Below are 24,240 nucleotides of genomic sequence, written 5' to 3'. Positions count from 1 at the left end.
GCAAATAAAGCTATTCAATTGGTAGTAGTTCAATACGAATAAGCATAAGGGGTTCGATAGGTACGTTGTCGTAGCCGGTTTGCGCGTGCGGGCCGGTTTTTACTGCGGCTAAGGTGCGCAGTAATTCGGCATTTTCGATAACCTGACCAAACACCGTATAGCCCCAACGCCGCGGGCTTGGGTTGAGGCTGTCGTTGTCGTTGCTATTGAAGTAAAACTGCCGTAGCGCACTATGGGGGTTTGACTGGCGGGCCATAGCAATGGTGCCATAGCTATTGGTTAAGCCGTTGCCACTTTCATTAACTACGGGGTCGTAAGTAGGTAATTCGGTCCAGTTGGGGGTAAAGCCACCGCCTTGCACCACAAAGTTGTCGATAACCCGATGAAAGTGAGTGTTGTTATAGCTGCCGTCGGCCACATAACGTAGAAAATTAGCCACTGTAAGTGGCGCTCGCATACGGTTAAGCTCTACCACCATGTCGCCTTTGCTGGTTACAAACTTTAGCCGGGGAAAGTAATTGTCGGGCTGAAGTTCGGCTGGCTGGCTGGCAAAAACTGTTGGCGTTGCAAGCATGGCGAAGGTGGCGATGATAAGGGCAATAAACTTAAAACGCATTGGCAGCTTCCTCGATAACATGTGCAGCGTTAGGTACATAGGTATTTAACCAGCTATAAAATTCCGGGTCGTTGATAAAGTCGCTTAGGGCGCTGTTTAAAACAGCAACAATGTCGGTTTGAACATATTCATTGCTAAGGCTGAGCTTGCCTTCGCGGCTACGGGTGCGAGTGTAGGTTTTAGTCCACGAGCTGTTTGGCACCTGCGCACTCACTTGCAACACAAAGGTGCAATTCATATTGTGCTGAGTAAATGTTTGTTCCGCAATGCATAGCCCTTGGTCGACGGTGAGCTGCAATAGCAGTGCATGATCGGGCTGATGACGCACATAAGGTAACAGCTGTTGGCGAATAAGCGTAGCAATGGGGGTTTTAAGGGTAGCAAACTGGGCTGGCTTGTTACCTTGGTGCAAACGCAGGGCATGGTGCTGGGGCCGTTGGTCGAGCACCACTAAGCGTGCACTTTGCGGCCGCACACGCTGCATGGCTAAAGTAGCGGTGGGCGGTGCTAAGCTAGGCGGCTGAAGTTGTAGCGGAGCAAGTTCGGTACTGGCACAGCCAACCAATATGCTGCTTAAAGCAGCCACCATGAGGGCAAAAGGTTTAATAAATGAACGCTTTAACATCAAAGCCTCGTTTAGGGTTTTTGTTCTGCCCATTAAGGTATACGATTAGGTTATATGAGTCACGCTCTGTGTTGTGGGCTTATACTCTGTCTTACATGTTGTGGCGGTTAAAGAGGAACTTCCTAGAATGACATACGCTGAAATTACCGGCTGGGGTAAATGTGTACCGCCAGCCATTATGACGAACGACGACCTGGCGACCTTTTTAGATACTTCAGACGAGTGGATTCGCACCCGTACTGGTATTGAAGAGCGGCGTGTGAGTTACGTGGGCACGTCGGTATTGGCGCGCATAGCTGCTGAAAATGCCTTGGCCGCCGCTAACTTAGATGCCAAAGAAATAGACCTCATTATTGTGGGCTCCTGTACGGCGGACGAAATTATTCCCAATATGGCGTCGAAGGTGCAGCAAGAAATAGGTGCCACTCATGCTGCTGCGTTTGATTTAAATGCAGCCTGTAGTAGTTTTTTATACGCCATGCATTACGCTACGGCGGCAATTCGTACTGGTATGCACAAAAAAGTGCTCATTATTGGGGCCGAGCGCTTAACCCGCATTTTAGACTGGACACAACGAGAAAGTGCGGTGTTGTTTGGTGACGGAGCGGGCGCTATGGTGTTAGAAGCCAGTGAGCAAGAAGTGGGTTTGTTGGCCTCGAAGGTTACCTGTGACGCCGAAGCACGGGATGTGCTGAGCCTCGATTTTGGCTTGAGCTTCGACCGCTATGACTTTGATGGTGTAATGGAGTTTAATTTTGAAGGCCAAGAAATATTTAAGCGCGCGGTAAAAGGCATGAGTGCGGCGATAGACGACGTATTTAAACAAACCGGTAAAACCGTAGACGATATTGACGCGCTAATTCCACACCAAGCGAATAAGCGACTGATCGATTTTCTGGCTAAAATGTGTAAGGTGCCAGAAGGAAAGACCATGGTGAATATACAAAAATACGGTAATACCTCGTCGGCAACCTTGCCCATAGCGTTTTGTGAAGCGCTAGAAACAGGTATGGTTAAACCTGGTGATACTATTATGTCGGCGGTGTTTGGCGGGGGCTTAACTTGTGGTGCTGGGTTGATTCGTTGGGGCGAGCGGGTGACGCCAATTAACAATAACCAGAAAACGCTAGCCGATAACGGCCAAACTGCGCTTGAACTTATTTTGCCATTGCACCAAAGCGCAGTTGCAGCGTGGGCTAAAAAAAGAGGCGACTAAAAATATGAGCGTCAATGATGACATACGTAATTATTACGAACAGTTAGTTATGGAACACATTTATGCGCAGGATTTACACCTGCGCTTCGAGAAAGAGTTTATTGCAGACTTATGTTGCTTGGTGTTGAATAAATTACCACCACGCTACATTCGTTATGAAGTAGACATGGCTTTCTTTCTGTCGCAACAAGAGCGTGCTGACATGAATGAGCGTGTAAAAGAAACAGTGCAGAGTGTGTTGACGTATTTAGAACAGCGCCAAAAAGATAATCCAAACGAAGAAGAGCGTAGGCGTTAAAGTTTGATGGTTAAATAAGAGGTGGTGACCCTACCAGCCGCACCCCGGCACACACTACCCCAACTACGGCTGCTCCCTTCCGGGCCTGACCGGGTTCGCTGGTTCATGTTGCGAGGGGACCCGCAGGGCCACCGGCAAGCATTATGCAAGAACTGGTGATAAGACTCAAGGCATAACCGCTTTTAAAAGCAGGGGTGCGCAGAAAACAGCCAGTTTGGCTAGGAAGTGGCCATAAACGCTGTAATAAAAAGCAATGACAATAATAAGAGGGATAACATGAGCACAGATGTAACAACCCACGTAGAAGTAAGCGAAGAAAATGGCGTGCTACGTATTCATTTGAATAGGCCAGCCAAGAAAAACGCTTTAACCCAGCACATGTACCAAACTATGAATGACGCATTGCTAGGCGCCAATGCGCGCGCAGATGACATTGCTGCGGTACTTATTACCGGTGCTGGCGATGTGTTTTGTGCTGGCAACGATTTAGCAGACTTTTTACGCCACGGCGAAATGAACGCTAATGCACCGGTGTTTCAGCTTTTAACCACAATTTCTTCTGTGCATGTGCCAATTGTTGCAGCTGTACAGGGGCCTGCGGTTGGTATTGGTACCACCTTATTACTACACTGCGACCTAGTGTACGCGGCAGATACGGCTCGCTTTGTGATGCCTTTTGTAGATATGGGGTTAGTGCCAGAGGCGGCTTCAAGCCAATTACTGCCGTTGTTGTGTGGCCATGTGAAAGCGTCGGAGCTGCTGTTGCTAGGTGAAACCATAGATGGCCATACAGCCCAGCAATTTAATATGGTAAACAAGGTGGTGCCTTTAGCTGAACTGGAACAAACCGTGGCTGAGGTAATGCAGGCGCTGGCGGCCAAACCGCGGGCCAGCTTACGGTTAAGCAAAAAACTATTAAAAACCCCGTTTCAGCCTGTGCCCGAGCGTATTGCGTTAGAGTTAAAAGACTTTTTAAAAATATTAGCCAGCCCAGCTACACAGGCAATTATTGCTGCTAAGGCAGGTAGCTTATGAGCGAGTTTAAAAAACGAAGAAAGCCTGATCCGGTTTATTATGGCGACTACCTACAGTTAAATAAATTGTTAGACGCCCAACAGCCAGTAAGCCCTAAGTATGGTCCTGAAGCTCACGATGAAACCTTATTTATTGTGGTGCACCAAGCCTATGAACTGTGGTTTAAACAAATGCTGCATGAACTACGCTCGGTGCATGGCTTGTTTAAAGCAGAGTACTTGCCCGACGAACAATTAATGACTGTGGTGCATAGGCTGCACCGAGTGGTAGTAATTCAAGAGCTGCTAAACCAACAAATAAAAGTGATTGAAACCATGACAGCGCAAGACTTTCTTGAGTTTCGCGATTATTTGGTACCGGCCAGTGGGTTTCAAAGCATTCAGTTTAAAGCGCTAGAAATAAGCCTAGGTTTGAATCGCGATCGGCGGGTGGCTTTTGATCAGGAGTCTTTTTATAGCCGCATTAACGATAGTGATCGGGCTTATTTAGAACAACTTGAACAAGAGCCAGACTTGTTTAGCTATGTAGATGCCTGGCTAAGCCGTATGCCATTTTTAGAAACGCCCGACTTTTCCTTTTGGCAGCATTACCAAAGCGCAATAGCAACGGAAATGGCCCACGATGAAGCGATAGTAGAGAGTAATGATTTGCTTACCGATGCCGAGCGTGCTGCGGAATTAGCCGCCTTAGCCGCCACCAAGGCAAATTTTGTTGCTTTGTTCGACGACCAAGAATACGCCAAGTTACAGGCAGAAGGGCGAGTGCGCTTGTCGCAACAAGCCATGCAAGCAGCGCTGTTTATTTATATGTACCGTGAAGAGCCAGTGTTTAACTTACCCTGGCAAGTATTAAATAGCTTGGTAGATATTGACGAGCAGCTAACTATTTGGCGTTTTCGCCATGTCATGATGGTGCAACGTATGCTGGGTAGTAAAATTGGTACGGGCGGCTCGTCGGGGCACGAATACTTACGGAAAACCACCGAGCGCAACCGGGTGTTTGCTGATTTTATGAATTTAGCTACCTATTTATTGCCAAAGCGGATACTACCACCGCTACCTGAAAGCGTAAAACAGGCGTTACGACGTAAGTAGCGAGAAGCCTAACTTTCTAGCTTGGCAATTGCTCGTTCAACGGCAGTAATTGCCTTTTGGCAACGCTGTAGCCGTTGCTGAGCTACCAACACCTGTTGTTGGGTTGCTTGCTGTTCATTAGCTTGCTTAATTGTGGTGGTGTTACTTTGCGAATGCAGCGTTAATTGCTGTTGCACCACCCGTAAGTTGTCACCTAACCGCACTTCATATTCTTTATAGGTTTTTAACTGTTGGTATAACCCTAATAAATCGGTGGTTAACTTTTCCTGCTGGGCATGAAGTTGCGCCTTAGTTACCGACCTAGCTTGTGGCGGCTTGCTGCGGTAAAGCGCCTGCACCAAGGTGTTTAATTGTTGCTCTAAGCGAGCAATTAGCCAATTGTGTTGAGCGCTGTTGCCAGCGGATGTTTGGCTAAGCTGTTGGCACCGCTGCCAAGTGTTTTCGGCTTCTTTCACATAGTCGCTAATAATAGTACTGCGACAGCTAAACAAACTTTTATCGAACCATGGGCGAGCTAGCTCGGTTGCTGCTTCCTCAGCCTTTGCATAGAGTTGATTAAATAAAACAACAGACTCTTGCGAATTGTTCATGGTGTAGCTGGCTCCAAATAAGTGAAGTTGGGCTTGATTATTCCATAACTGCAAAAAATAGTTAGATATTTATTCGTTGAGCAAAATTATTTTCCACTATTGCATTTGATATAAAAGGGCCTGATGGCACGGTTTATTTCCACTTTGGAGAGAAAATTAACCTATTTTTGACCTTTGCTAAACAATAAAATAACAAGATAAGCTATTGATTTTAAAGGTGTATGTGACTTTAGTTGGGTTTTAGTGTAACTTAGCTATCAAAGTGGTCGAAAATTGCACGGTTTGCACGCAGGCACAAATTTATGACAATCATTGTTTACAAGTGTTGCTACTGTGTTTTTTTTTGATTACTATCGAAGGCGATTGGTTAGTTTTTTGCTAGCCGAAGCTCGGCCAAGGGTTACACTTTAAGAATAACTCATGGCTTTATAAACCTAAAAATCACAGATAAGTGATCCAGGGAGAACTTACATGCACACCAATAGTAAATTAGCTAAGTCTATTCGTTTGGCTTTAATGTTTGGTGCAACTGCAACTGCCGTTTCTGGCGTAGCCGTAGCACAAGACACAGCCGCTGACGAAGAGCAAGCAGAGCGCGTTGAGCGTATCCAGGTAACTGGTTCGCGTATTCAACGTACCGATATGGAAGGGGCTTTGCCTGTAACCGTTATTGACCGTGAAGCCATTGAGCTTTCAGGTGAAACGTCTGCAGCAGAACTTCTTCGTAATACAACGTTTAACAGTGCCGGTTCATTCCGTCCACAGTCTGGTTCATCTGCCCAAGGCGTGAGCCAGGTCAACATGCGTGGTCTAGGTGCTGGTCGTACACTAGTACTAGTTGATGGCCGTCGTTTAACCATGTCTCCTTCAACTGGTTCTTCACAAGACTTGAACTCAATCCCTATGGGTGCGATCGAGCGTATTGAAATCCTTTCTGACGGTGCTTCAGCTATCTACGGTTCAGACGCCATCGGTGGTGTAATTAACGTTATTACTCGCCGCGACTTTAACGGTGCTGAGCTTTCCATCGGTAAAGGTGAAGTAAGCATTCCTAGCGACGGCGGAGACCGTGAGAACGGTTCTTTAGTGTTCGGCTCGTCAAGCGACACAACCAGCGTGATTGGTGGTGTTTCATGGAACAAACGTGAAATCATTTTTGAAAACGCGTTCCCATGGGTGTCGCCTGGTGCGTCTACCTACGGTAACAACTGGCGTCCATTAGAAGCTGGTGGTTTCGGTGGTTTCTCTTCAGTTCCAAATGGTTGTCGTGATGACAACTTCATGTATGACGCTGATGACGACCAGTGTCGTTATAACTTTAACGCCACCAACGCTAACGAAGCTTCTACTGAAAACGAATCATTGTTTGCTAAAGTACGTCATGACTTCAGCGATAACTGGACCTTGTACTCGAATGCTAGCATTGCGAAAACTGAATCTTTCGGTCGTTATGCACCAGCCCCAGATACAAACGGTTACTATCCTAGCTTGTTTACTCCAGCAGACAGCTATAATAACCCAACCAACCCGAATGCTTGGTTCTACGACCCGAATAACCCACATGCTGTTGCTTATGACCCAGCAAAAGCCGGTGCAAATACCCCTGGTATTTTCTATCACCGCTTTGCGGCCATGGGTAACCGTGACTCTACCGTAAGTAACGAAAACATCGACTTCTTAGTAGGTGTTGAAGGTCGTGTGGGTAACTTCGACCTAGACTTCGGTGTACGTCGTGTTCGTAACAAAACCTATGAAATTGGTAATGGCTACCTAGCTGCTACCACTGCATGGTCGAACGTTAACGACTTTAACCCAGGTTATAACGCTGACCGTACAGTGTTTGACCCATCAACGTACCGCTATGGTTATGACATTCAAAGCCCAAGTGACAACCCAGCCGATGTTTTAGCTGCTGGTGTGGTAACAACTTCACGTATTTCGCAGTTTAATATCGATGAAATGTATGCATCTGTTGGTTTCGACGTATTCGAAATTGGCGGCGGCATGATTCAAGGTTTCGCTGGTATTGAAAGCCGTGACGAATACTACGAAGACGCTTATGACTCACAGTCTGAAGCGGGCTTAGTAGGTGGTTCAGCGGGTAACTCAGCAGGTGGTGGTCGTACGCTAGACGCTGCTTACTTCGAGTTCTTAATACCAGTAACCTATGACTTAGAAGTTTCTGTAGCAGGTCGTTTCGATGACTATTCTGACTATGGTTCAGACTTCTCACCGAAAATTGGTGTGCGTTATCAGCCAATGAGCAACTTAATGTTACGTGCGTCGTACGGTAAAGGTTTCCGTGCACCGTCACTTGACCTGTTAACCATGTTAACGTCGTTCTCTGCTGACTCAGTAGTAGACGCAAAAACCTGTGCTGTTTTAGCCGGTGACGCAAACAAGCAGTGTCAGATTAACGCATACCGTATTGCTAACCCTGACCTAAGCTCTGAAGAGTCTACGCAAATTGCGTTGGGTGCTGCATACCAGCCTACGGATTGGATGAGCTTAACAGCTGACTACTACAGCATCGAAATTGATAACCGTATTCGTTCGTTTGGTTCACAAAACCTAATTGACCGTGAGCTTTCTGGCGACCCTATACCTCCAGGACTTGGTGTTAGCCGTGACGGCAATGGCTTAATTACCGAAATCTTAACGGGTTATGGTAACGAAGGTACGTTGAAAACAACTGGTTTAGACTTCAACTTACGCACCAACTTCGACTTAGGCGGCATGGGTTCCATTAGCAATAACTTGCAAATGAGCCACATGATTGACTATAAAGTTGACGGTGGTCGTAACCAAGTTAAAGACCCAGGTGTACCAGCGAACCGTATCGCCCTTCAGAACCTTTGGACCTTGGGTGACTTCTCGGTAGCGTGGAACCTAAACTTCATCGGCACTCAGTACACCACAGTACTTGGTCGCCGTGCAGACGGTACCTTCGGTACTGGTGCTGGTGGCGTTAAGTGTGATGACCCAGGTGCAGGCATTGATACAGTTCGTTGTGGTAACGTAGGTAGCTACACTACTCACGACTTACAGTTCAACTACAACTCACCTTGGAACGGTCGTTTCACGGTAGGTGTACAGAACGCGTTTGAGAAACTACCTAAGATTTCTCCTTGGGCAGGTGCTCAGTACGGTGCTGGCGGACGTGACTACAACTTCGACCTATACAACACATACGGTCGTGTCACATACGTTCGTTACACCCAACGTTTCTAAAAACGGCTTCCTTAGTTAAGGAAAAAGTTAAGAAACAAGTGTAAATAAAGCAAACCGGCCCTAACTAGGGCCGGTTTTTTTATGCGCGGAATAAATGCAAACGCTTATAAGCCACAACACAGAGCTTAGCTTTATGGCTAAAATGACCTAGCTTGGTAATTCTAAGCGCTGTAGTAAGGTTATCTCTGTTAAGCCACGCAACGGCACCAAAAGCAGAAAAACGTAACGCTACGGGCGTTAGATGCTGTGCGGTGCTAGAGCGAGCTAAATAATTAAAATAAATGTGCTACGCGGAATAGTGTTTTTCGTCTCAACTTAGCGCCTGTTGGTGGCATTATTGTCTCTTTTATGCAAAAATTCACTCACATTCATCGGACCAGATGAAATGCCCAGTTGACAGCTTCTGCGGGTTCATGGGAGTATTCGAACAAGGCTATTTGTTAAAAAGTAGCTAATTCGGTGTAATTGTTTTATTCATCACTCACACAACGAGGACCTTCCAACGTTTTAAATTTGCTACTTGCGTAACAGTAAGTGTTATTTAGAGTTGTTTTGTGAAGGCTAAGTTAAGTCAAATTGGTTGGGAACTATGACCACAGTTATCAAACGAAGCAAAATCGCCGCCGCTATGGTTGGTGTGATGGCGCTGGCGGGAAGCGGTTTAGCGGCAGCTAATACCCCAAGCCTTCAGCAGCTGCAGTCTGAGCAAATTCAGACTCATCGTAATCAAGCAGCATCGCAAGGCCGGATTGATTCCTTGTTCGATCAAAGCCGCGAACTGTTAGGCGAATACCGTAGTGTTGTCGCCGAATATGAAGCATTAAACGTGTACAACAACCACGTACAGAAGTTAGTAGATGACCAAAACGCATCTATTGCTTCTTTACAGCGTCAAATTGACGGAATTGAAGCGACTCGTCAGGGGATCGTTCCATTGATGTACAAAATGATCGACTCTTTAGACACGTTCGTAGGGTTAGACATTCCAATTCATAGTGAAGCGCGCGAACGTCGGGTTGAGCGTTTACGTTCTACTATGACTCGTTCGGATGTAACGGATTCAGAAAAGTTCCGTTTGATCATTGAAGCGTACCAAATTGAAATGGACTACGGAATTGGTCCTAACTCTTATAGCGGCAACTTAAACCTTGGTGGCCAGGAAATCGCAGTAGACTTCTTCCACATGGGTCGTGTAACACTTATGGCTCAGTCGCTAGACGGCCGTAGTGCATGGTTGTGGGATAACAATGCGCGTAATTGGACGAAAGTAGATGACAGCTTCCTGAGCCCTTTAACTCAGGCAATTCGTATGTCTCGTCGCCAAACTGCGTTTGATATCGTTCGCTTACCAGTATTTGCCGCGGAGAATGCAGAATGAAACAAGTAGCTAAAACCTTTATTAGCGCCGTTGCAGGTTTAACACTTGTTGCGGGTGCTGCTTTTTCTGCCTCAGCACAAGAAGCAAAAACATTAGAACAATTACTTGAACAGGTTCAACAGAGCCGTCAAGCCTCTCAGCGTATTGACCAACAGCGCGAAAGTGCTTTCCGTCAAGAGCGTGCCGACAAACAAGCCTTGTTACGCCAAGCTCAGCAACAATTAGTGAATGAGAACAAACGTAGCGAACGCTTACAGCAAGAATATTCAGACAACGAAAGCACCATTGCTGCCAAAGAAGTTGAACTCGACAACATGATTGGTACCTTAGGTGAAATTTTCGGTGTAATTCGTGGCGCTGCTTCCGACACCATCGGTCGTATTTCTACTTCGGTAGTAAGTGCGCAGTACCCAGGTCGTCACATTGTGCTAGAAAACCTTGCACAAGCACGTGAACTACCAAATATTGCAGAGCTTGAAGACCTTTGGTTAGCTTTGCTAACTGAAATGACTGAATCAGGTAAAGTGTCGCGCTTTAAAGGCGAAGTTACTTTGCTTGGTGGTGGTTCTGAAGTTCGTGATGTAATTCGTCTTGGTTCGTTTAACCTAGTTTCTGACGGTGAATATTTACTCTATAGCGACAGCTCTGAGCAAATGCAACCTCTAGCACGTCAGCCGGCAGGACACGTGTTAAAAGAACTTAAAAGCTTCGAGAAATTGCAAAGCGGTTTTGGCGGAATTTTCCTTGACCCAGCTCGTGGTCAAATTCTAGGTTTGTTAACGCAAAAAGCAACCTTAATGGAACACTACCATAACGGTCAGGAAGTGGGTTATGCCATTACTGTGCTGTTAATTTTAGGTTTCATTATTGCTATTTACAAATTGGTTACTTTGACCATTGTAGGTAACAAGATGCGTGCTCAGTTGAAGAACAAAGATAAGCCGTCGGATGCTAACCCGTTGGGTCGTATTCTGAAGGTTTACCATGAGAACCCAAGTGTTGACGCTGACAACCTTGAGCTGAAACTAGACGAAGCGATTTTACGTGAAACGCCTCGTGTTGAAGCCGGTGTGAACATTATTAAGATACTTGCTGCGATTGCACCGCTAATGGGTCTATTGGGTACGGTTATCGGTATGATCGGTACCTTCCAATCGATTACCCTATTTGGTACTGGTGACCCACGTATCATGGCAGGTGACATCTCAATGGCGCTTGTAACAACAGCACTAGGCTTAATAGCCGCACTACCATTGATTATTATTCATAGTATCGTTGCTGGCCGAAGCAAGTTTGTGCTGCACATTTTAGATGAGCAGGCGGCTGGTATTGTTGCTGAGCACGCTGAAAAACACGCGGCTCCTAAAGTTGCGGCTAATAAAGCTGCGAAAGGAGAGTAAGCCATGGAATTGTACCTGATAGGCCTTTGGGAAACTGTCAGGGATTTTATTGGCACTGGTGGTAATGTTTTATACTTAGTTGCAGTAGCGCTACTGATTATGTGGATTGTTATGATTGAGCGCTATTGGTTCCTACTTGGTGTGTTCCCGCGCGAGCGGGAACAGATCATCGCTAAGTGGAACGCTAGGGAAGACACATCCTCCTGGTACGCACATAGAATCCGTGAAGCATGGATTTCAGAAGCGTCGAGTAAGTTAACAGCGCGGATGCTGCTGCTAAAGACAACTATTGCAATTTGCCCTTTAATTGGGCTGTTTGGAACGGTTACCGGTATGATTTCAGTATTTGAAATTATGGCGGTACAGGGTACTGGTAACCCGCGTCTTATGGCTGGTGGTATTTCAATGGCGACTATTCCGACTATGTCGGGAATGGTGGCAGCATTGTCGGGTATGTTCTTCGTTCAGCGCTTAGACGTTCGCGTCGCACGCGAGAAATCGAAGCTTATCGACAACATGCCTCATCATTAAGAGAGTAGAATTATGGCACGTAAACGTATTCGTGAAGAAGAAGAAGCAACGCTAGATATGACACCGATGCTAGACATCGTGTTTATCATGTTAATCTTCTTTATCGTGACGACCTCGTTTGTGAAAGAAGCAGGTATCGATGTAAGTCGCCCTGAAGCTTCACAAGCAACAACCAAGCCTTCGGCTAACATCTTTATTGCTATTCGTGAGAATGGTGAAGTATGGATGGACCGTCGCCAGGTGGACGTTGAGCGGGTTGCTGCAAACCTTGAGCGCTTATTAGCTGAACAGCCTACCGACATGGTAGTTATTCAAGCTGACAAAGACGCACGCCACGGTATTGTAGTGAAGGTCATGGACCAGATTAAAGAAGCAGGTATTGCTCAAATATCAATAGCAGCGGAGACAGATTAATTATGGTGCGCGTATTAGTATCAATATTACTAGGCGCTGCTGTCACCTTCGCTTTGTTTGTCTTAATGGCATTCCTGATTAGTGGCGGAGCGAAACGGCATGAAGCGCCTGAGGCTCCGACCACGATCGATATTGTTCAAACACAGGCGGAGCAAGAAGTTGACGCTCGTCGTCGGACACCGCCACCGCCACCACCACCGCCGGAAACACCGCCGAAAAGTCCACCACAAGAGCCCCAGTCGCCAGACGATTCGGTTAGCTTTAACTTGGAATTAGGCGACGTTAACATAGGTGGTACAGACACTGGACTAACCGGTCCAGGCACGGGTATGGCACGAGATGGCGATGCACAACCTTTAGTTCGGGTTGAGCCACGTTATCCTGCTGCTGCACTTCGTGACGGTATCGAAGGTTGGGTGCGCTTGCGCTTCACAATCAACGAAATTGGTGGTGTTGAAGATATCGAAATCATTGAAGCAGAGCCGCGTCGAGTATTCGACCGTGAAGCACGTCAAGCCCTACGCCGCTGGCGTTATGCCGCAAAAATGGTAGATGGTGTGGCAGTGCGTCAAGAAGGTATGACGATACAGCTAGATTTCACAATGGATGGGGGGTTATAGCTCATGATGCGTTTAACAACAACACTTTGTGCTGCGGTTGCGTTGCTGAGCATGGCATTCCTTCCAGCTCAAGCTCAGCAGCAAAGTGTAGGCTTTGATATACCTACACTAGAGCAGGTTACCGCAATGCAAGAGAGCCGTCGTTCTCATGCATTAGGTGACCGCTTGGCGCGAGCCGTTGTGCAGGCGTTTGAACATTATGAAGCGTCGGAAGTGCAAGAAGCAATTAACGTTCTTGAAGCACTTTCGCCTCGTAGCGAATATGAGCGGGCTTACATTGGCCGTTTTTTAGGAACTATGTACGCTTCACTTGATGAAGAAAACGCTCAGCCCGTAAAGGCGCTTGAGTTGCTGCGTGATGCTGTAGCTTTAGACATTCTCAGTTACGCTGACCAAAAGCAGTCGTTGCAATTGTTAGGTAATTTACAACTTCAAGAAGAGCATTACAAAGACGCGATTGACACCTTCAAACGCTATTTGCAATTCACCGGCGAATGGAACGCAGATATTTTGTTCCGTATGGCCGCAGCTCACATGGAGTTGAAAAATTACTCTAGCGTTATACCTTTTGCGCGTAAAGCTATTCAAAATTACGAAACGCCAAACCGTAACCCCTATGTGTTATTGGTTGGTGCGTATTTTGAATTGAACGACATTCCTAATGCCATTAAAGTTTTGGAAGAAGGTGTCGTGGTATTGCCTGAACAGATACGTTGGTGGAGTCAGCTCGGTGCATTCTATGCAATGAACGAGCAGTACGACAAAGCTCTTTCAACCTTGGCCATTGCTTACGACGCAGGGTATTTAACCCGCTCAGCAGATTACCGTTACTTGGTACAAATGTACTCTAACGCTGAAGTTCCATATCATGCGGGTGTAGTCATGACGCGCCACTTACAAAACGGCGATATTGAAAGCACTCGTTCGAACTGGGCTTCTGCTGCTCGTAGCTTTTATACGGCACGTGAATTTAAACGTGCGGCACAAGTTTACGACGAAGTGGTTAAATATACCGACGACAAAGAAGAGCTGATGAAGGCTTTTCGTTCGCAGGGTGACGCTTACGCATTGTCTGACGACTATCGTAAGGCAGCGCAGTCGTTTCAACGGGCAGTAGACGTTGGTGTTGCTGAAGGTGCCGATGCTGGACGTTTGTATATGTCATTAGGTGAAGCACACTTTAATGCGCGTCAGTATCGTCAGGCTATTGCAGCTATGGAAAATGCTAGTCGCTATTCGGCTACGCGCCGTAACGCTGAAAGCTGGGCCGGATTTATCCGTGAAACAGCAGAGCGACGTGGTGTGAACCTGTAGTTTTGTAAATTATTAAAGAGCCCGCCTTGGCGGGCTTTTTTTTTACCTTTTGAAAATAAAAATATTAACTGGAGAAGGCTGAGCTAACATTGTTTAACTTTCAAAAAAGCGCTTGATCGGGTAATATGCGCAGCGCTAGTGGGCGATGTTTCTAACTTTTTCTATTGCCACTGGTGCTTTTAAATTGATTGGATAAATTTTTTTAGGGGTATTCAATATGGAAACAGATAACACATTTCAAGATCAAACAGGGCTGCCCCATGTGCTTGTTGGCACGGTAGCTTTTTTAGCTCTAGCGTTACTAGGGCCAATATTGCGAGTGATTCAATTAATGGTTGGCGTTTAATTTAACCGCGTTGTTAGTTGTAAGAATGGGCAGGAATAAACCCGAGTAGGTTGCTAACACATACCAAAAAAGGATTTAATTCATGGCGTTAAGTTTACTGTTGGTGGAAGATAACGAGCGTACGCGCAATTCGATACTATCAATATTAGACTCCACAAAGTTCGCTGTAACGGTGGCAGTTGACGGTTTAGGTGGCTTAATCCTAGCTAAGAAACAACACTTTGACTTAGTGCTGACCGACCACAAAATGCCACTTATGGACGGTATTACTTTAATTCGTAACTTAAGTGAATTGGCAACTTACGAGCAAACACCTTTAGTGCTAATGACCACGGATGATATAAACTTGGTGCGTGATCGCGCCGAACGGGTAGGTGCTGACCATGTATTGGCAAAGCCCTTAGATACGAATAACCTAGCTCACTTTCTGTACCATCTTCGACAGCGAGATATTGTTTCATGACGCATTATGTTTGTGCAGATTTGCGCAGTGATTTCATTTCCAGATCAATTACCGACGTGGTTGACTTTCCACAAGATGGCGTCATATTTCGTGATATAACGACCATGCTGGCAAACCCCAAAGCCCTGCGTTACAGCATTGACTTATTTCACGAGCGCTACCGAGACTACGGCTTAACGCAAGTAGTAGCAGTTGAAGCTCGTGGCTTTATTTTTGCGGCAGCGTTGGCTGACCGTTTAGGGGTAGGTTTAACGCTTATTCGTAAGCCTGGCAAGTTACCCCGTGCCGCCTATTCTGAAAGCTATGCACTTGAATACGGTAATAGCGCCCTAGAGCTGCATAAAGATGCCTTAACCCACCGTGACCGAGTGGTTGTAATGGACGATATGTTGGCGACGGGTGGCACTATTAATGCAGCAATTAACTTAGTGCAAAAAACCCCCGCAACTATTGTGGAAGCCGCTTTTGTGGCCGAGCTGCTGTATTTACCAGGGCGTAAGCGCCTAATGGAAAAAGGGGTGTCGAGTTACGCCATTATTGCGTACGACACCTAAAGCCAACCACAGCCATCACTGAGTGTCTACACAGGAGTGAACATGAGTTATCAGGTGTTAGCAAGACAATGGCGCCCACGAACCTTTGCCGAAGTTGTAGGGCAACAACACGTGCTACAGGCATTAAGCAATGCCTTACGCCACCAACGATTACATCATGCTTATTTACTTTCTGGCACTCGCGGGGTGGGCAAAACCACCATTGCGCGTATTCTTTCTCGTAGCCTGAACTGTGCCACTGGCATTACCCCCGAGCCCTGTGGCGTGTGCGAAGCCTGTACCCAAATAGACGAAGGCCGCTTTGTTGACTTACTAGAAATTGACGCTGCTTCGCGTACCAAAGTTGAGGACACTCGGGAAATATTAGAAAATGTGCAGTACCGACCTAGCTCGGGCCGCTATAAAGTTTATTTAATAGACGAAGTGCACATGTTGTCGCGGCACAGTTTTAATGCCTTATTAAAAACATTGGAAGAGCCGCCGCCACACGCTATATTTTTGTTAGCCACCACCGAGCCAGACAAGTTACCTGTTACTGTTCTTTCCCGTTGCTTACAGTTTAATTTACGGGCGCTAACGCGGGAAGAAATATCCGGCCAGTTAGCCAAAGTACTAACCGCTGAAGAAATTCCTTTTGAGCCCGGCGCATTGGAACTACTGGCTCGTGCGGCGCGAGGCAGTATGCGTGACGGCTTAAGCTTAACTGACCAAGCTATTGCTCAAGGCGACCGGCAAGTAACTGAACAAAGTGTGGCGGTAATGTTGGGTAGCCTAGACCCACGGGACAATATTGCGCTATTAAGTTTTTTGGCCAGTGGCGATATAACCCAAGCGCTAAAACATTTACGCTCGTTACCTGACCGTATGACCGACATTAGTGACGTGCTTAGTGAGCTACAAAACTTGCTGCACCAGTTGGCTTTAACGCAGCTTGCTCCTAGCTATGTAGACACGGGCTTGGTAGCACATAAAGAAGGCATGCAGGCCTTAGCCAAGCAACTAGCCCCAGAACAAATACAAGTTTGGTACCGCATGGTGCTTGAAGGCCGGCGCGAATTACCTTTGGTGTCTGATGCGTTTGCTGCGGTGGAAATGACTTTGCTACGGTTAGTAAGTTTTCGCCCAGCTGGGCAAAGCCAGACATTGCCGCCGCCGCAACCAGCAGCTAGCCAGCAACCAGCTCCAGCTGCTCCTGTAGCGCAGCCGGCGCCTATGCCTGCACCACCAGCTGCAGCAGCGCAGCCGGCACCGGTGGTACCAACTACAGCGGACTTGGCCTTGCAGCAACAAGCTATTATTGATCAAGCAGCGGCGCAACAAACCGCGCCGGGGCGGGCGGCCCAGAATTCGCCAACGCCAGCGCCGCAGACACCAACGGCACCGGTGCAGTTGCCACCCACGGTAGACACCACAGATCCCTTAGCGGCGCTATTGGCTACCCGCGACTTACTAGCGAACCAACCGGAGCCGGCACCTGCAAGCACAACGGAGCCACCACCTGGCCCAAAGGTAAGTCCGGCGCCTGAGCCGCAGTATTCAGCGCCGGAGCTAGTACCGTCAACCGCTGAGCGAGCACTACCAGTTAGCGATTTTATTAGTCAACAGCAGGGTGAACTAACCCCAGCGGTGCGTGTAGCTGCCGATATTGACTCTTGGAGCGCGACTATTGCTGGGCTTGACGCCCATGGTTTAGTGCGACAGTTGTTACTACATTCGCTATTAAGCCAAGATGAAGCTACCGGCGGTTATATATTAACCATTGAGCAGCAGCAACAAACCTTGGCGTCGGTGCATACGGAGCAAAATTTAGCGGCTGTTTTGCAGCAGTTAATTGGCCAAGCGCCGTTAACTATTCAGTTTGCCAGCGTAACGGGCACGCCATTTTTAATTCAACAAGAAATTGATCGCTATCGGTTAACGTTAGCGCAGCAGTATGTGGCGCAGCATGAAGGTATTCAGGCGTTACAGCAAAGCCTAGGTGCAGAAGTTGTGGCCGGAAGTATTCAAGCCCGCGACTGAGCCTGTTAATATATGACTGCCGTGACCACGGCGGTGTTAATTTTTATCAATAACTAAAGAGAGAAGCACATGTTTAAAGGCGGTATGGGTAACATGATGAAGCAAGCGCAACAAATGCAAGAGCGCATGCAACAAGCCCAAGCAGAAATTGCAAGCTTAGAAGTAACCGGCGAAGCGGGTGCTGGCATGGTTAAAATTACCATGTACGGTAACCATAACGTGAAGCGTGTTGCTATTGATCCTAGCTTATTTGGCGACGAAGACGATCGTGAAATGCTAGAAGACTTGATTGCCGCAGCAACAAATGATGCGGTGCGCCGAGTAGAAGAAGCGTCGAAAGAAAAAATGGCCAGTGTAACTGGCGGTATGGGTTTACCACCTGGCTTTAAGATGCCGTTCTAATGGTAGGTTATAGCCCAGCTATTGCGGCATTAATACAGTCGCTGCGTGTGTTACCCGGAGTAGGGCAAAAAACAGCGCAGCGGATGGCTTTTCTTTTACTTGAGCGGCAACGTGCGGGGGCAGATAAACTAGCCGCCAGTATTCAACACGCTCTTGAAGTGGTGGGGCGTTGCCAACAATGTCGCACTTTAACGGAAGGCGACCTTTGTGTTATTTGTGCCAACCCTGAACGGGCCAGCCAGGGTATTTTGTGTATTGTTGAGTCGCCGGCCGACGTTATAGCCGTAGAGCAAACTGGTGAATTCCACGGTCAGTATTTTGTTTTGATGGGCAACCTGTCGCCCTTAGACGGTATTGGTCCGCGCGATATAGGTTTAGACGTACTTGAGCAACGCTTGCAACAAGGTGGTATTGAAGAAGTGATTTTAGCCACCAACCCAACGGTTGAAGGCGAAGCTACGGCCCATTATATTGCTGAAACAGCGGCTCGTTGCAACATAGTGACTAGCCGTATTGCCCATGGGGTACCTGTTGGCGGTGAACTGGAATATGTAGATTACCGTACCCTTGGCCATGCCTTTCAAGGTCGAAAAAAGATTTAGCCTAAAATTTACAATTGAAAAACGTCGTGCCTGCCCCCATGTTTAACTTATCGTTCATCAACATTGCTTATGCTCAGGAGAGATTCAGCCATGGCTGATAAGAAAAACGCAGAAAAACATGGTTTTCAAACCGAAGTAAAACAGCTTTTGAACTTAATGATTCATTCGCTGTATTCAAATAAAGAAATTTTCCTTCGCGAACTTATTTCCAACGCCTCAGACGCGGCCGATAAGTTGCGTTTTAAAGCTTTGCAGAATAACGCCTTGTTTGAAGGTGATGCCGACCTTTATGTGCGGGTAAGTGTAAATAAAGACGCCCGTACACTGACCATTAGTGATAATGGTATTGGTATGACTAAAGACGAAGCTATGACCAACCTAGGTACGATTGCTAAGTCGGGTACCAAAGACTTCTTTAGCCAGCTTTCTGGCGACGAAACCAAAGATTCACAGTTAATAGGCCAGTTTGGGGTAGGTTTCTACTCGGCCTTTATTGTAGCCGACAATGTTACGGTGCGCTCGCGTGCCGCTGGGGTTGATAAGTCTGCTGGCGTAGAATGGCAGTCGGCGGGTGACGGTGAATTTACCTTGGCTGATATTGAGAAGGAAGGCCGCGGCACCGACATTATTTTACACCTGCGCGACGATGCAGAAGAGTTTTTAGATGGGTGGAATTTACGCCAAATTATTACCCGTTATTCTGACCACCTGAATATGCCAGTGCAAATGTGGAAAGAAGAGCAGCCCGAGCGTGAAGGCGAAGATGGTAAAAAAATACCAGCTGTACCTGGTGAATGGGAAACCATAAACGCTGGTAAAGCTTTATGGCTACGTGATCGCAATGATATTTCAGACGATGAATATAACGAGTTTTATAAGTCGTTAGCCCATGACTTTGAAGACCCATTAGTATGGAGCCATAACAAAGTTGAAGGGAAGCACGAGTATACTAGCTTGTTATATATTCCTCAGCGGGCGCCCTTTGACTTGTGGAACCGTGATGCGCAAAAAGGCATTAAACTTTATGTGCAGCGGGTGTTCATTATGGACGACGCTGAACAGTTTATGCCGCCGTACTTACGCTTTGTGCGTGGTTTGATTGATTCGAACGACCTACCGTTGAACGTGTCGCGGGAAATTCTGCAAGACAATAAAGTAACCCGTTCAATGCGTTCTGCCAGCACGCGCCGTGTATTAAGTATGCTAAGTAAATTAGCCAAAGACGACCAAGCCGCTTACGGCAAGTTTTGGGACGCCTTTGGTAATGTACTAAAAGAGGGCCCTGCAGAAGACCAAGGTAATATTGAACGTATTGCTGAGTTACTACGCTTTTCCTCGACCCATAACGATGTGGCAGAGCAGCGGGTTTCGCTAGAAGACTATGTAAGCCGTATGCAAGAAGGCCAAGATAAAATTTATTACATAGTGGCTGACAGTTTTGACGCGGCGCGCAATAACCCAACCTTGGAAATATTCCGCAAGAAGGGTATTGAAGTATTACTGTTGTCTGAGCGTATTGACGAATGGCTAATGAGCCACTTAACCGAGTTTAAGGAAAAGAAATTCCAGTCGGTTACCCGTGGTGATTTAGATTTAGGCAGTTTAGACAGTAAAGAAGACAAAGCGGCACAAGAAGCCAGCGACGAGAAATTTAAGCCGGTGGTGGAACGCTTTAGTAAAGTTTTAGGCGATCAAGTGAAGCAAGTACGCAGCACTCATCGCTTAACTGATTCGCCTGCATGTATTGTTACCGATGACCATGACATGAGCACACAAATGGCGAAGCTAATGGAAGCTGCTGGCCAGCCGGTACCTGAAACTAAGTACATTTTCGAGCTGAACCCAGAGCACCCGCTAGTAAGCCGTGTAGCCGATGAAACAGACGAAGAGCGTTTTGCTGAATGGGCGCAACTGCTTTTGGATCAAGCAACTTTAACCGAGCGTGGTAGTTTAAAAGACCCGGGCAGCTTCGTGCGTCGTATGAACGCAATGCTATTAAAGTTAGCCTAGTGATTTATAGCGGCTGTTGTAGTTGCTAACAACTCACACGAGTAGCCAAAGCCCTGCTAAATTTAGCGGGGCTTTTTGTTGGTACAGGCTTTATTTACTGCAACAATTACACGAGGAAAAAGCCGATTTCGTTGCCTAGCAGGGCTGTATCGGGTAAAGTTGCGCTAAATCTTGATGTTATTAAATATTATTTAGGGGAATTTAAACATGCGCATAATCCTTTTGGGGGCGCCAGGCGCAGGAAAAGGCACTCAAGCACAATTCATTATGAACACCTACAACATACCGCAAATTTCGACCGGCGATATGTTGCGTGCAGCAATAAAAGCGGGCACGGAATTAGGTTTAAAAGCGAAGCAAGTTATGGACGCCGGTCAGTTGGTTTCTGACGATATTATGATTGGCCTTGTGCAAGAGCGCATTACCCTAGATGATTGTACCAATGGTTTTTTATTAGACGGCTTTCCTCGCACCATTCCGCAGGCCGATGCGATGCAAGAAGCAGGGATTGAAATTGACCATGTACTTGAATTTAACGTGGCCGACGACGTAATAGTAAACCGTATGGCAGGGCGCCGTGTGCATCCTGGTTCAGGCCGGGTTTATCATATTGAACATAATCCACCAAAAACAGACGGTATTGACGATGTTACCGGCGAAGCTTTAGCGGTGCGTGAAGACGATAAAGAAGCCACGGTACGCAAACGTTTAGCTATTTACCATGAACAAACCGAGCCGCTGGTAGACTATTACCAACAGCTAGCAAAACAAAATGTGGTGCAGTATCACCGCATTGACGGCACCCAAAAAGTAGACGTAATTCACCAGCAGCTTAAAGGCTTGCTTGGTTAATAACATTGCTTGCCAAACACAAGTTAGCAACTCCACCTAAGGACTAAAAATGACTTTTCTGCCTGTTACCAGTTTGTTTGCAGCGCTTTTAACATTGCTGCTGTTAGCACTTTCAATTCGTATTATTGTTATTCGTAATCGTGAGCGAATTGGCCTTGGTGTGGGCGCAAGCAAACCCCTTGAAGTGGCTGTACGTATTCACGGTAACTTTATTGAGTTTGTGCCTATGGCAGTGCTGTTATTAGCCCTAATGGAACTAGCCGGCGCAGGTGCAATGATGCTGTATGTGTGTGGTGGGGTGTTGTTTACCGCCCGTATTAGCCATGCTGTTGGCCTTACGAAAAGTATAGGTACCAGTGTGTACCGTGCGTATGGGGTGCTAGGAACCTTTGGTGTTATGCTGTTCCAAGCGGCTTACTTGCTAGGTTATTTTTACGGTAACGTGCTGTAGTAATATTTAACGAACCATAGGCCTAAGTTGTTATGCAATGTATTGCTCTGCATAGTTCGCAAAGCCATGGTGGCCAGTGGCGTGCGCTGTCGCGCCAGTTGCCAGAAAGCTTAACGCTGCAAGCGCCCGACTTAATTGGTTACGGGGCAGCACCTACGTTTGCCCAGTGCCACGTTGCTGCAGCGGACTTTCGCTTAAGCAACGAGCTAGCGGCGTTAGAGCAGGCAGGTTTACAGCCCGACTGTGGGCCTATAGTGTTACTGGGCCATTCTTATGGCGGGGCGTTAGCCTTACACTGGGCACGGCGCTTTCCGCAGGCAGTAGCAGCGTTGGTGCTGTATGAGCCGGTGGCCTTTCATGTATTACCCCAAAACCATGCAGCGCGAGTTGAAATTAGTGCGGTAGCGGCGGCCATGGACACCATGTCGGCGGCCGATGCCTGCACGCACTTTGTGGATTACTGGAATAGCCCCGGTTATTTCAACGCCTTACCTGCTGCTGCACAAACCTTAATGATAATCCAGCAAGGCAAGGTAACGGCAGACTTTCAAGCCTTGCTGGGCGAGCCTGCCAGCCTAGACGACTATGCAAAATTAACCATGCCAGTGCATTTGTTTAGTGGTGAGCAGTCGCCCTTATCTAGCCAAACCGTGGCACAGCTACTGGCAAACACCTTACCTAATGCAACCCATACTAGGGTTGCTGCTGGCCACATGGGGCCAATTACACATGCTCGAATTGTTACCCCGCTACTTTTAGAAGCCTTGCTTACGACCCAACCAAGCTCAGTTTAGGACACATTCATGCGCCACCTATTGCCGGAATCAAAGAAACTGGCGTTGCTTACTGGGCCTATTTTGGTGGCTCAGCTAACCCAAATGATGATGGGGGTGGTTGATACGCTCATGTCGGGCCGTGTGGGTGCAGTTGATCTTGCGGCAGTGGCGGTGGGCAGTGCTATTTGGACACCGCTGACCCTGTTAATATTTGGTTTGGGTATGGCTTTAGCGCCAGTGATTAGCCATTACCATGGTGCGGGTGACAACAGCCAAATGTCGCGTTATGTACAACAAGCCTTATATACCTGCATTATTGGCGCGCTTATTACTGGCACTTTGATTTATTTGGCGCCGTATTTTCTCGCCATGATGGACGTAGAGCCGGCCTTTCGGACCATGACGTTAAAATACCTACGGTTTATTATGTGGGGCCTGCCAGCCTTTGTGTTGTACGTGGTGCTGCGTAATTTTTGTGAGGGCTTGTCGCACACCATGCCGTCGTTGGTGATTGGCGTGATTGGTTTATTGGTTAACATTCCGATGAACTATATATTCATTTACGGCAAGTTAGGTATGCCCGCCTTAGGTGGGGCGGGCTCGGGCTTAGCCTCGGCAGTTGTGCTGTGGGCCATGGCGCTTAGTTTGCTGGTGTATGTAACCACGGCCAAACGTTTTGCTGCAAATGGGCCGTTTAAACGCTTTTCTAAGCCCGACTGGGACGATATATTTTATTTTTTCCGCCTAGGCGGGCCCATTTCCATGTCGCTGTTTTTTGAAACGAGCTTATTTGCTGCAGTGGCAATTTTAATTGCGCCCTTGGGCTCGGTAATGGTGTCGGGGCACCAAATTGCCTTAAATGTGTCGTCGATTGTGTATATGTTTCCGCTCAGTTTAAGTATGGCGGTAACCCTGCGGGTGGGTTTCGCCTTAGGCGCGAAAAAGCCCGAAGATGCCATTACTGCCTATAAGGTTGCGCTGTTATTCGGAGTGAGCTTTGCCACTATAAATGGCTTAGGTATGTGGTTGGGTGGACGTTGGTTGGCAGGCTTTTATAGCCAACACAGCGGTATTATTGAACTAGCGGGCACCTTGCTGGGCCTTGCCGCCATTTTTACTATTTCTGATACCTTCCAAGCCATTGCTATGGGCGCCTTGCGCGGTTACAAAGACACCCGCGCAGCCATGGTAATAACATTGATTGCCTACTGGCCCTTTGGTTTAACCGTAGGTGTTATTTTAGGCCTAACCAACTTAGTGCGCCCAGCCATGGGCGCGGCCGGCTTCTGGATTGGTTTTATTAGTGGTCTAAGTGTGGCTGCAGTGATGCTGACGTTACGGTTGTTACGGGTACATAAAAAACATGCACTTAAGAATGATCATTTAGCAGCCTCGTGACGTAA

General features: G+C 47.2%; 25 protein-coding genes and 1 other RNA gene. 22 read left to right on the top strand and 4 right to left on the bottom strand.

All coding sequences use genetic code 11. The features are described from left to right. Positions 1–10: 10 nt before the first annotated feature. Together M1L23_RS01850 and M1L23_RS01845 are read right to left on the bottom strand one after the other, a co-directional pair. The gene (locus tag M1L23_RS01850) at positions 11–574 is read right to left on the bottom strand and encodes a peptidylprolyl isomerase (protein ID WP_252625415.1); all 564 of its coding nucleotides are present in this window, start codon (positions 572–574) and stop codon (positions 11–13) included. A 31-nt stretch (positions 575–605) separates the two neighbouring features. Further along, on the bottom strand, positions 606–1,241 hold the full coding sequence (locus M1L23_RS01845) for a YajG family lipoprotein (protein WP_252625326.1): 636 nt from the start codon (positions 1,239–1,241) through the stop codon (positions 606–608). A 127-nt stretch (positions 1,242–1,368) separates the two neighbouring features. Between M1L23_RS01845 and M1L23_RS01840 the strand changes: the two genes are divergently transcribed. Continuing rightward, entirely contained in the window at positions 1,369–2,457 is a 1,089-nt protein-coding gene (locus M1L23_RS01840; protein WP_252625325.1) for a ketoacyl-ACP synthase III, read from the top strand. Positions 2,458–2,461: 4 nt separating this feature from the next. Continuing rightward, positions 2,462–2,755: a late competence development ComFB family protein gene (locus M1L23_RS01835; RefSeq protein ID WP_252625324.1), complete on the top strand. Its 294-nt coding sequence runs from the start codon at positions 2,462–2,464 to the stop codon at positions 2,753–2,755. 28 nt (positions 2,756–2,783) lie between these two features. Here the strand turns inward: M1L23_RS01835 and ffs are convergent. Further along, an RNA gene (gene ffs / locus M1L23_RS01830) (signal recognition particle sRNA small type) lies at positions 2,784–2,880 on the bottom strand. 151 nt (positions 2,881–3,031) lie between these two features. Here ffs and M1L23_RS01825 point away from each other — a divergent pair. Continuing rightward, positions 3,032–3,790, top strand: coding sequence for an enoyl-CoA hydratase-related protein (locus M1L23_RS01825; protein WP_252625323.1), 759 nt, complete (start codon positions 3,032–3,034; stop codon positions 3,788–3,790). Next, entirely contained in the window at positions 3,787–4,884 is a 1,098-nt protein-coding gene (locus M1L23_RS01820) for a tryptophan 2,3-dioxygenase family protein (RefSeq protein ID WP_252625322.1), read from the top strand. The genes M1L23_RS01825 and M1L23_RS01820 overlap by 4 nt, the downstream gene beginning before the upstream one ends. A gap of 8 nt (positions 4,885–4,892) precedes the next feature. Here M1L23_RS01820 and priC read toward each other — a convergent pair whose 3' ends face one another. Next, positions 4,893–5,474 carry a primosomal replication protein PriC gene (priC, locus tag M1L23_RS01815; RefSeq protein ID WP_252625321.1) on the bottom strand — a complete coding sequence of 194 codons (582 nt, stop codon included), beginning with the start codon at positions 5,472–5,474 and terminating at the stop codon, positions 4,893–4,895. Between the two features lie 471 nt (positions 5,475–5,945). On the opposite strand from priC, the gene M1L23_RS01810 reads away from it, so the two are divergent. From M1L23_RS01810 to M1L23_RS01730, 18 genes are all read left to right on the top strand, one after another. Continuing rightward, complete coding sequence (locus tag M1L23_RS01810) at positions 5,946–8,705, top strand: TonB-dependent receptor plug domain-containing protein (protein ID WP_252625320.1); 2,760 nt, start codon at positions 5,946–5,948, stop codon at positions 8,703–8,705. 589 nt (positions 8,706–9,294) lie between these two features. Further along, complete coding sequence (locus M1L23_RS01805; protein WP_252625319.1) at positions 9,295–10,083, top strand: DUF3450 domain-containing protein; 789 nt, start codon at positions 9,295–9,297, stop codon at positions 10,081–10,083. Further along, positions 10,080–11,483, top strand: coding sequence for a MotA/TolQ/ExbB proton channel family protein (locus M1L23_RS01800; protein ID WP_252625318.1), 1,404 nt, complete (start codon positions 10,080–10,082; stop codon positions 11,481–11,483). The genes M1L23_RS01805 and M1L23_RS01800 overlap by 4 nt, the downstream gene beginning before the upstream one ends. A 3-nt stretch (positions 11,484–11,486) precedes the next feature. Then, a complete protein-coding gene (locus tag M1L23_RS01795; protein WP_252625317.1) occupies positions 11,487–12,014 on the top strand; it encodes a MotA/TolQ/ExbB proton channel family protein in 528 nt (175 codons plus the stop codon). 12 nt (positions 12,015–12,026) lie between these two features. Further along, positions 12,027–12,428: an ExbD/TolR family protein gene (locus M1L23_RS01790; RefSeq protein WP_252625316.1), complete on the top strand. Its 402-nt coding sequence runs from the start codon at positions 12,027–12,029 to the stop codon at positions 12,426–12,428. 2 nt (positions 12,429–12,430) lie between these two features. Then, positions 12,431–13,048 carry a TonB family protein gene (locus M1L23_RS01785; RefSeq protein WP_252625315.1) on the top strand — a complete coding sequence of 206 codons (618 nt, stop codon included), beginning with the start codon at positions 12,431–12,433 and terminating at the stop codon, positions 13,046–13,048. A 3-nt stretch (positions 13,049–13,051) separates the two neighbouring features. Continuing rightward, on the top strand, positions 13,052–14,362 hold the full coding sequence (locus M1L23_RS01780) for a tetratricopeptide repeat protein (RefSeq protein ID WP_252625314.1): 1,311 nt from the start codon (positions 13,052–13,054) through the stop codon (positions 14,360–14,362). A 217-nt stretch (positions 14,363–14,579) separates the two neighbouring features. Next, on the top strand, positions 14,580–14,708 hold the full coding sequence (locus tag M1L23_RS14835; RefSeq protein WP_256473552.1) for a hypothetical protein: 129 nt from the start codon (positions 14,580–14,582) through the stop codon (positions 14,706–14,708). Positions 14,709–14,790: 82 nt separating this feature from the next. Next, positions 14,791–15,171, top strand: coding sequence for a response regulator (locus tag M1L23_RS01775; RefSeq protein ID WP_252625313.1), 381 nt, complete (start codon positions 14,791–14,793; stop codon positions 15,169–15,171). Next, on the top strand, positions 15,168–15,725 hold the full coding sequence (locus M1L23_RS01770) for an adenine phosphoribosyltransferase (RefSeq protein ID WP_252625312.1): 558 nt from the start codon (positions 15,168–15,170) through the stop codon (positions 15,723–15,725). The genes M1L23_RS01775 and M1L23_RS01770 overlap by 4 nt, the downstream gene beginning before the upstream one ends. Before the next feature lie 42 nt (positions 15,726–15,767). Beyond that, positions 15,768–17,744 (top strand): DNA polymerase III subunit gamma/tau, encoded by a 1,977-nt coding sequence (gene dnaX, locus M1L23_RS01765; protein WP_252625311.1) that lies wholly within the window; start codon positions 15,768–15,770, stop codon positions 17,742–17,744. Positions 17,745–17,813: 69 nt separating this feature from the next. Then, entirely contained in the window at positions 17,814–18,146 is a 333-nt protein-coding gene (locus M1L23_RS01760; protein WP_252625310.1) for a YbaB/EbfC family nucleoid-associated protein, read from the top strand. Next, the gene (recR, locus tag M1L23_RS01755) at positions 18,146–18,748 is read left to right on the top strand and encodes a recombination mediator RecR (RefSeq protein WP_252625309.1); all 603 of its coding nucleotides are present in this window, start codon (positions 18,146–18,148) and stop codon (positions 18,746–18,748) included. The genes M1L23_RS01760 and recR overlap by 1 nt, the downstream gene beginning before the upstream one ends. A 90-nt stretch (positions 18,749–18,838) precedes the next feature. Further along, positions 18,839–20,758 (top strand): molecular chaperone HtpG, encoded by a 1,920-nt coding sequence (htpG, locus tag M1L23_RS01750; protein WP_252625308.1) that lies wholly within the window; start codon positions 18,839–18,841, stop codon positions 20,756–20,758. 207 nt (positions 20,759–20,965) lie between these two features. After that, the gene (gene adk, locus M1L23_RS01745; RefSeq protein WP_252625307.1) at positions 20,966–21,610 is read left to right on the top strand and encodes an adenylate kinase; all 645 of its coding nucleotides are present in this window, start codon (positions 20,966–20,968) and stop codon (positions 21,608–21,610) included. Between the two features lie 49 nt (positions 21,611–21,659). Next, positions 21,660–22,061 (top strand): MAPEG family protein, encoded by a 402-nt coding sequence (locus M1L23_RS01740; protein WP_252625306.1) that lies wholly within the window; start codon positions 21,660–21,662, stop codon positions 22,059–22,061. A gap of 32 nt (positions 22,062–22,093) precedes the next feature. Further along, complete coding sequence (locus M1L23_RS01735) at positions 22,094–22,855, top strand: alpha/beta fold hydrolase (RefSeq protein ID WP_252625305.1); 762 nt, start codon at positions 22,094–22,096, stop codon at positions 22,853–22,855. A gap of 9 nt (positions 22,856–22,864) precedes the next feature. Next, on the top strand, positions 22,865–24,235 hold the full coding sequence (locus tag M1L23_RS01730) for an MATE family efflux transporter (protein WP_252625304.1): 1,371 nt from the start codon (positions 22,865–22,867) through the stop codon (positions 24,233–24,235). The last annotated feature ends 5 nt before the right edge of the window (positions 24,236–24,240 follow it).

The organism is Aliidiomarina quisquiliarum (genome assembly GCF_023922585.1).
Classification (GTDB): Bacteria; Pseudomonadota; Gammaproteobacteria; order Enterobacterales; family Alteromonadaceae; genus Aliidiomarina; species Aliidiomarina quisquiliarum.
The sequence above is the reverse complement of the archived record's forward strand: the minus strand, read 5'-3'. Positions and strand labels throughout refer to the sequence as shown.

Excerpts from the sequence above, each read along its gene's own strand:
- M1L23_RS01850 (WP_252625415.1), bottom strand. The coding sequence starts at position 574 with ATGCTTGCAACGCCAACAGTTTTTGCCAGCCAGCCAGCCGAACTTCAG.
- M1L23_RS01845 (WP_252625326.1), bottom strand. The coding sequence starts at position 1,241 with ATGTTAAAGCGTTCATTTATTAAACCTTTTGCCCTCATGGTGGCTGCT.
- M1L23_RS01840 (WP_252625325.1), top strand. The coding sequence starts at position 1,369 with ATGACATACGCTGAAATTACCGGCTGGGGTAAATGTGTACCGCCAGCC.
- M1L23_RS01835 (WP_252625324.1), top strand. The coding sequence starts at position 2,462 with ATGAGCGTCAATGATGACATACGTAATTATTACGAACAGTTAGTTATG.
- M1L23_RS01825 (WP_252625323.1), top strand. The coding sequence starts at position 3,032 with ATGAGCACAGATGTAACAACCCACGTAGAAGTAAGCGAAGAAAATGGC.
- M1L23_RS01820 (WP_252625322.1), top strand. The coding sequence starts at position 3,787 with ATGAGCGAGTTTAAAAAACGAAGAAAGCCTGATCCGGTTTATTATGGC.
- priC (WP_252625321.1), bottom strand. The coding sequence starts at position 5,474 with ATGAACAATTCGCAAGAGTCTGTTGTTTTATTTAATCAACTCTATGCA.
- M1L23_RS01810 (WP_252625320.1), top strand. The coding sequence starts at position 5,946 with ATGCACACCAATAGTAAATTAGCTAAGTCTATTCGTTTGGCTTTAATG.
- M1L23_RS01805 (WP_252625319.1), top strand. The coding sequence starts at position 9,295 with ATGACCACAGTTATCAAACGAAGCAAAATCGCCGCCGCTATGGTTGGT.
- M1L23_RS01800 (WP_252625318.1), top strand. The coding sequence starts at position 10,080 with ATGAAACAAGTAGCTAAAACCTTTATTAGCGCCGTTGCAGGTTTAACA.
- M1L23_RS01795 (WP_252625317.1), top strand. The coding sequence starts at position 11,487 with ATGGAATTGTACCTGATAGGCCTTTGGGAAACTGTCAGGGATTTTATT.
- M1L23_RS01790 (WP_252625316.1), top strand. The coding sequence starts at position 12,027 with ATGGCACGTAAACGTATTCGTGAAGAAGAAGAAGCAACGCTAGATATG.
- M1L23_RS01785 (WP_252625315.1), top strand. The coding sequence starts at position 12,431 with ATGGTGCGCGTATTAGTATCAATATTACTAGGCGCTGCTGTCACCTTC.
- M1L23_RS01780 (WP_252625314.1), top strand. The coding sequence starts at position 13,052 with ATGATGCGTTTAACAACAACACTTTGTGCTGCGGTTGCGTTGCTGAGC.
- M1L23_RS14835 (WP_256473552.1), top strand. The coding sequence starts at position 14,580 with ATGGAAACAGATAACACATTTCAAGATCAAACAGGGCTGCCCCATGTG.
- M1L23_RS01775 (WP_252625313.1), top strand. The coding sequence starts at position 14,791 with ATGGCGTTAAGTTTACTGTTGGTGGAAGATAACGAGCGTACGCGCAAT.
- M1L23_RS01770 (WP_252625312.1), top strand. The coding sequence starts at position 15,168 with ATGACGCATTATGTTTGTGCAGATTTGCGCAGTGATTTCATTTCCAGA.
- dnaX (WP_252625311.1), top strand. The coding sequence starts at position 15,768 with ATGAGTTATCAGGTGTTAGCAAGACAATGGCGCCCACGAACCTTTGCC.
- M1L23_RS01760 (WP_252625310.1), top strand. The coding sequence starts at position 17,814 with ATGTTTAAAGGCGGTATGGGTAACATGATGAAGCAAGCGCAACAAATG.
- recR (WP_252625309.1), top strand. The coding sequence starts at position 18,146 with ATGGTAGGTTATAGCCCAGCTATTGCGGCATTAATACAGTCGCTGCGT.
- htpG (WP_252625308.1), top strand. The coding sequence starts at position 18,839 with ATGGCTGATAAGAAAAACGCAGAAAAACATGGTTTTCAAACCGAAGTA.
- adk (WP_252625307.1), top strand. The coding sequence starts at position 20,966 with ATGCGCATAATCCTTTTGGGGGCGCCAGGCGCAGGAAAAGGCACTCAA.
- M1L23_RS01740 (WP_252625306.1), top strand. The coding sequence starts at position 21,660 with ATGACTTTTCTGCCTGTTACCAGTTTGTTTGCAGCGCTTTTAACATTG.
- M1L23_RS01735 (WP_252625305.1), top strand. The coding sequence starts at position 22,094 with ATGCAATGTATTGCTCTGCATAGTTCGCAAAGCCATGGTGGCCAGTGG.
- M1L23_RS01730 (WP_252625304.1), top strand. The coding sequence starts at position 22,865 with ATGCGCCACCTATTGCCGGAATCAAAGAAACTGGCGTTGCTTACTGGG.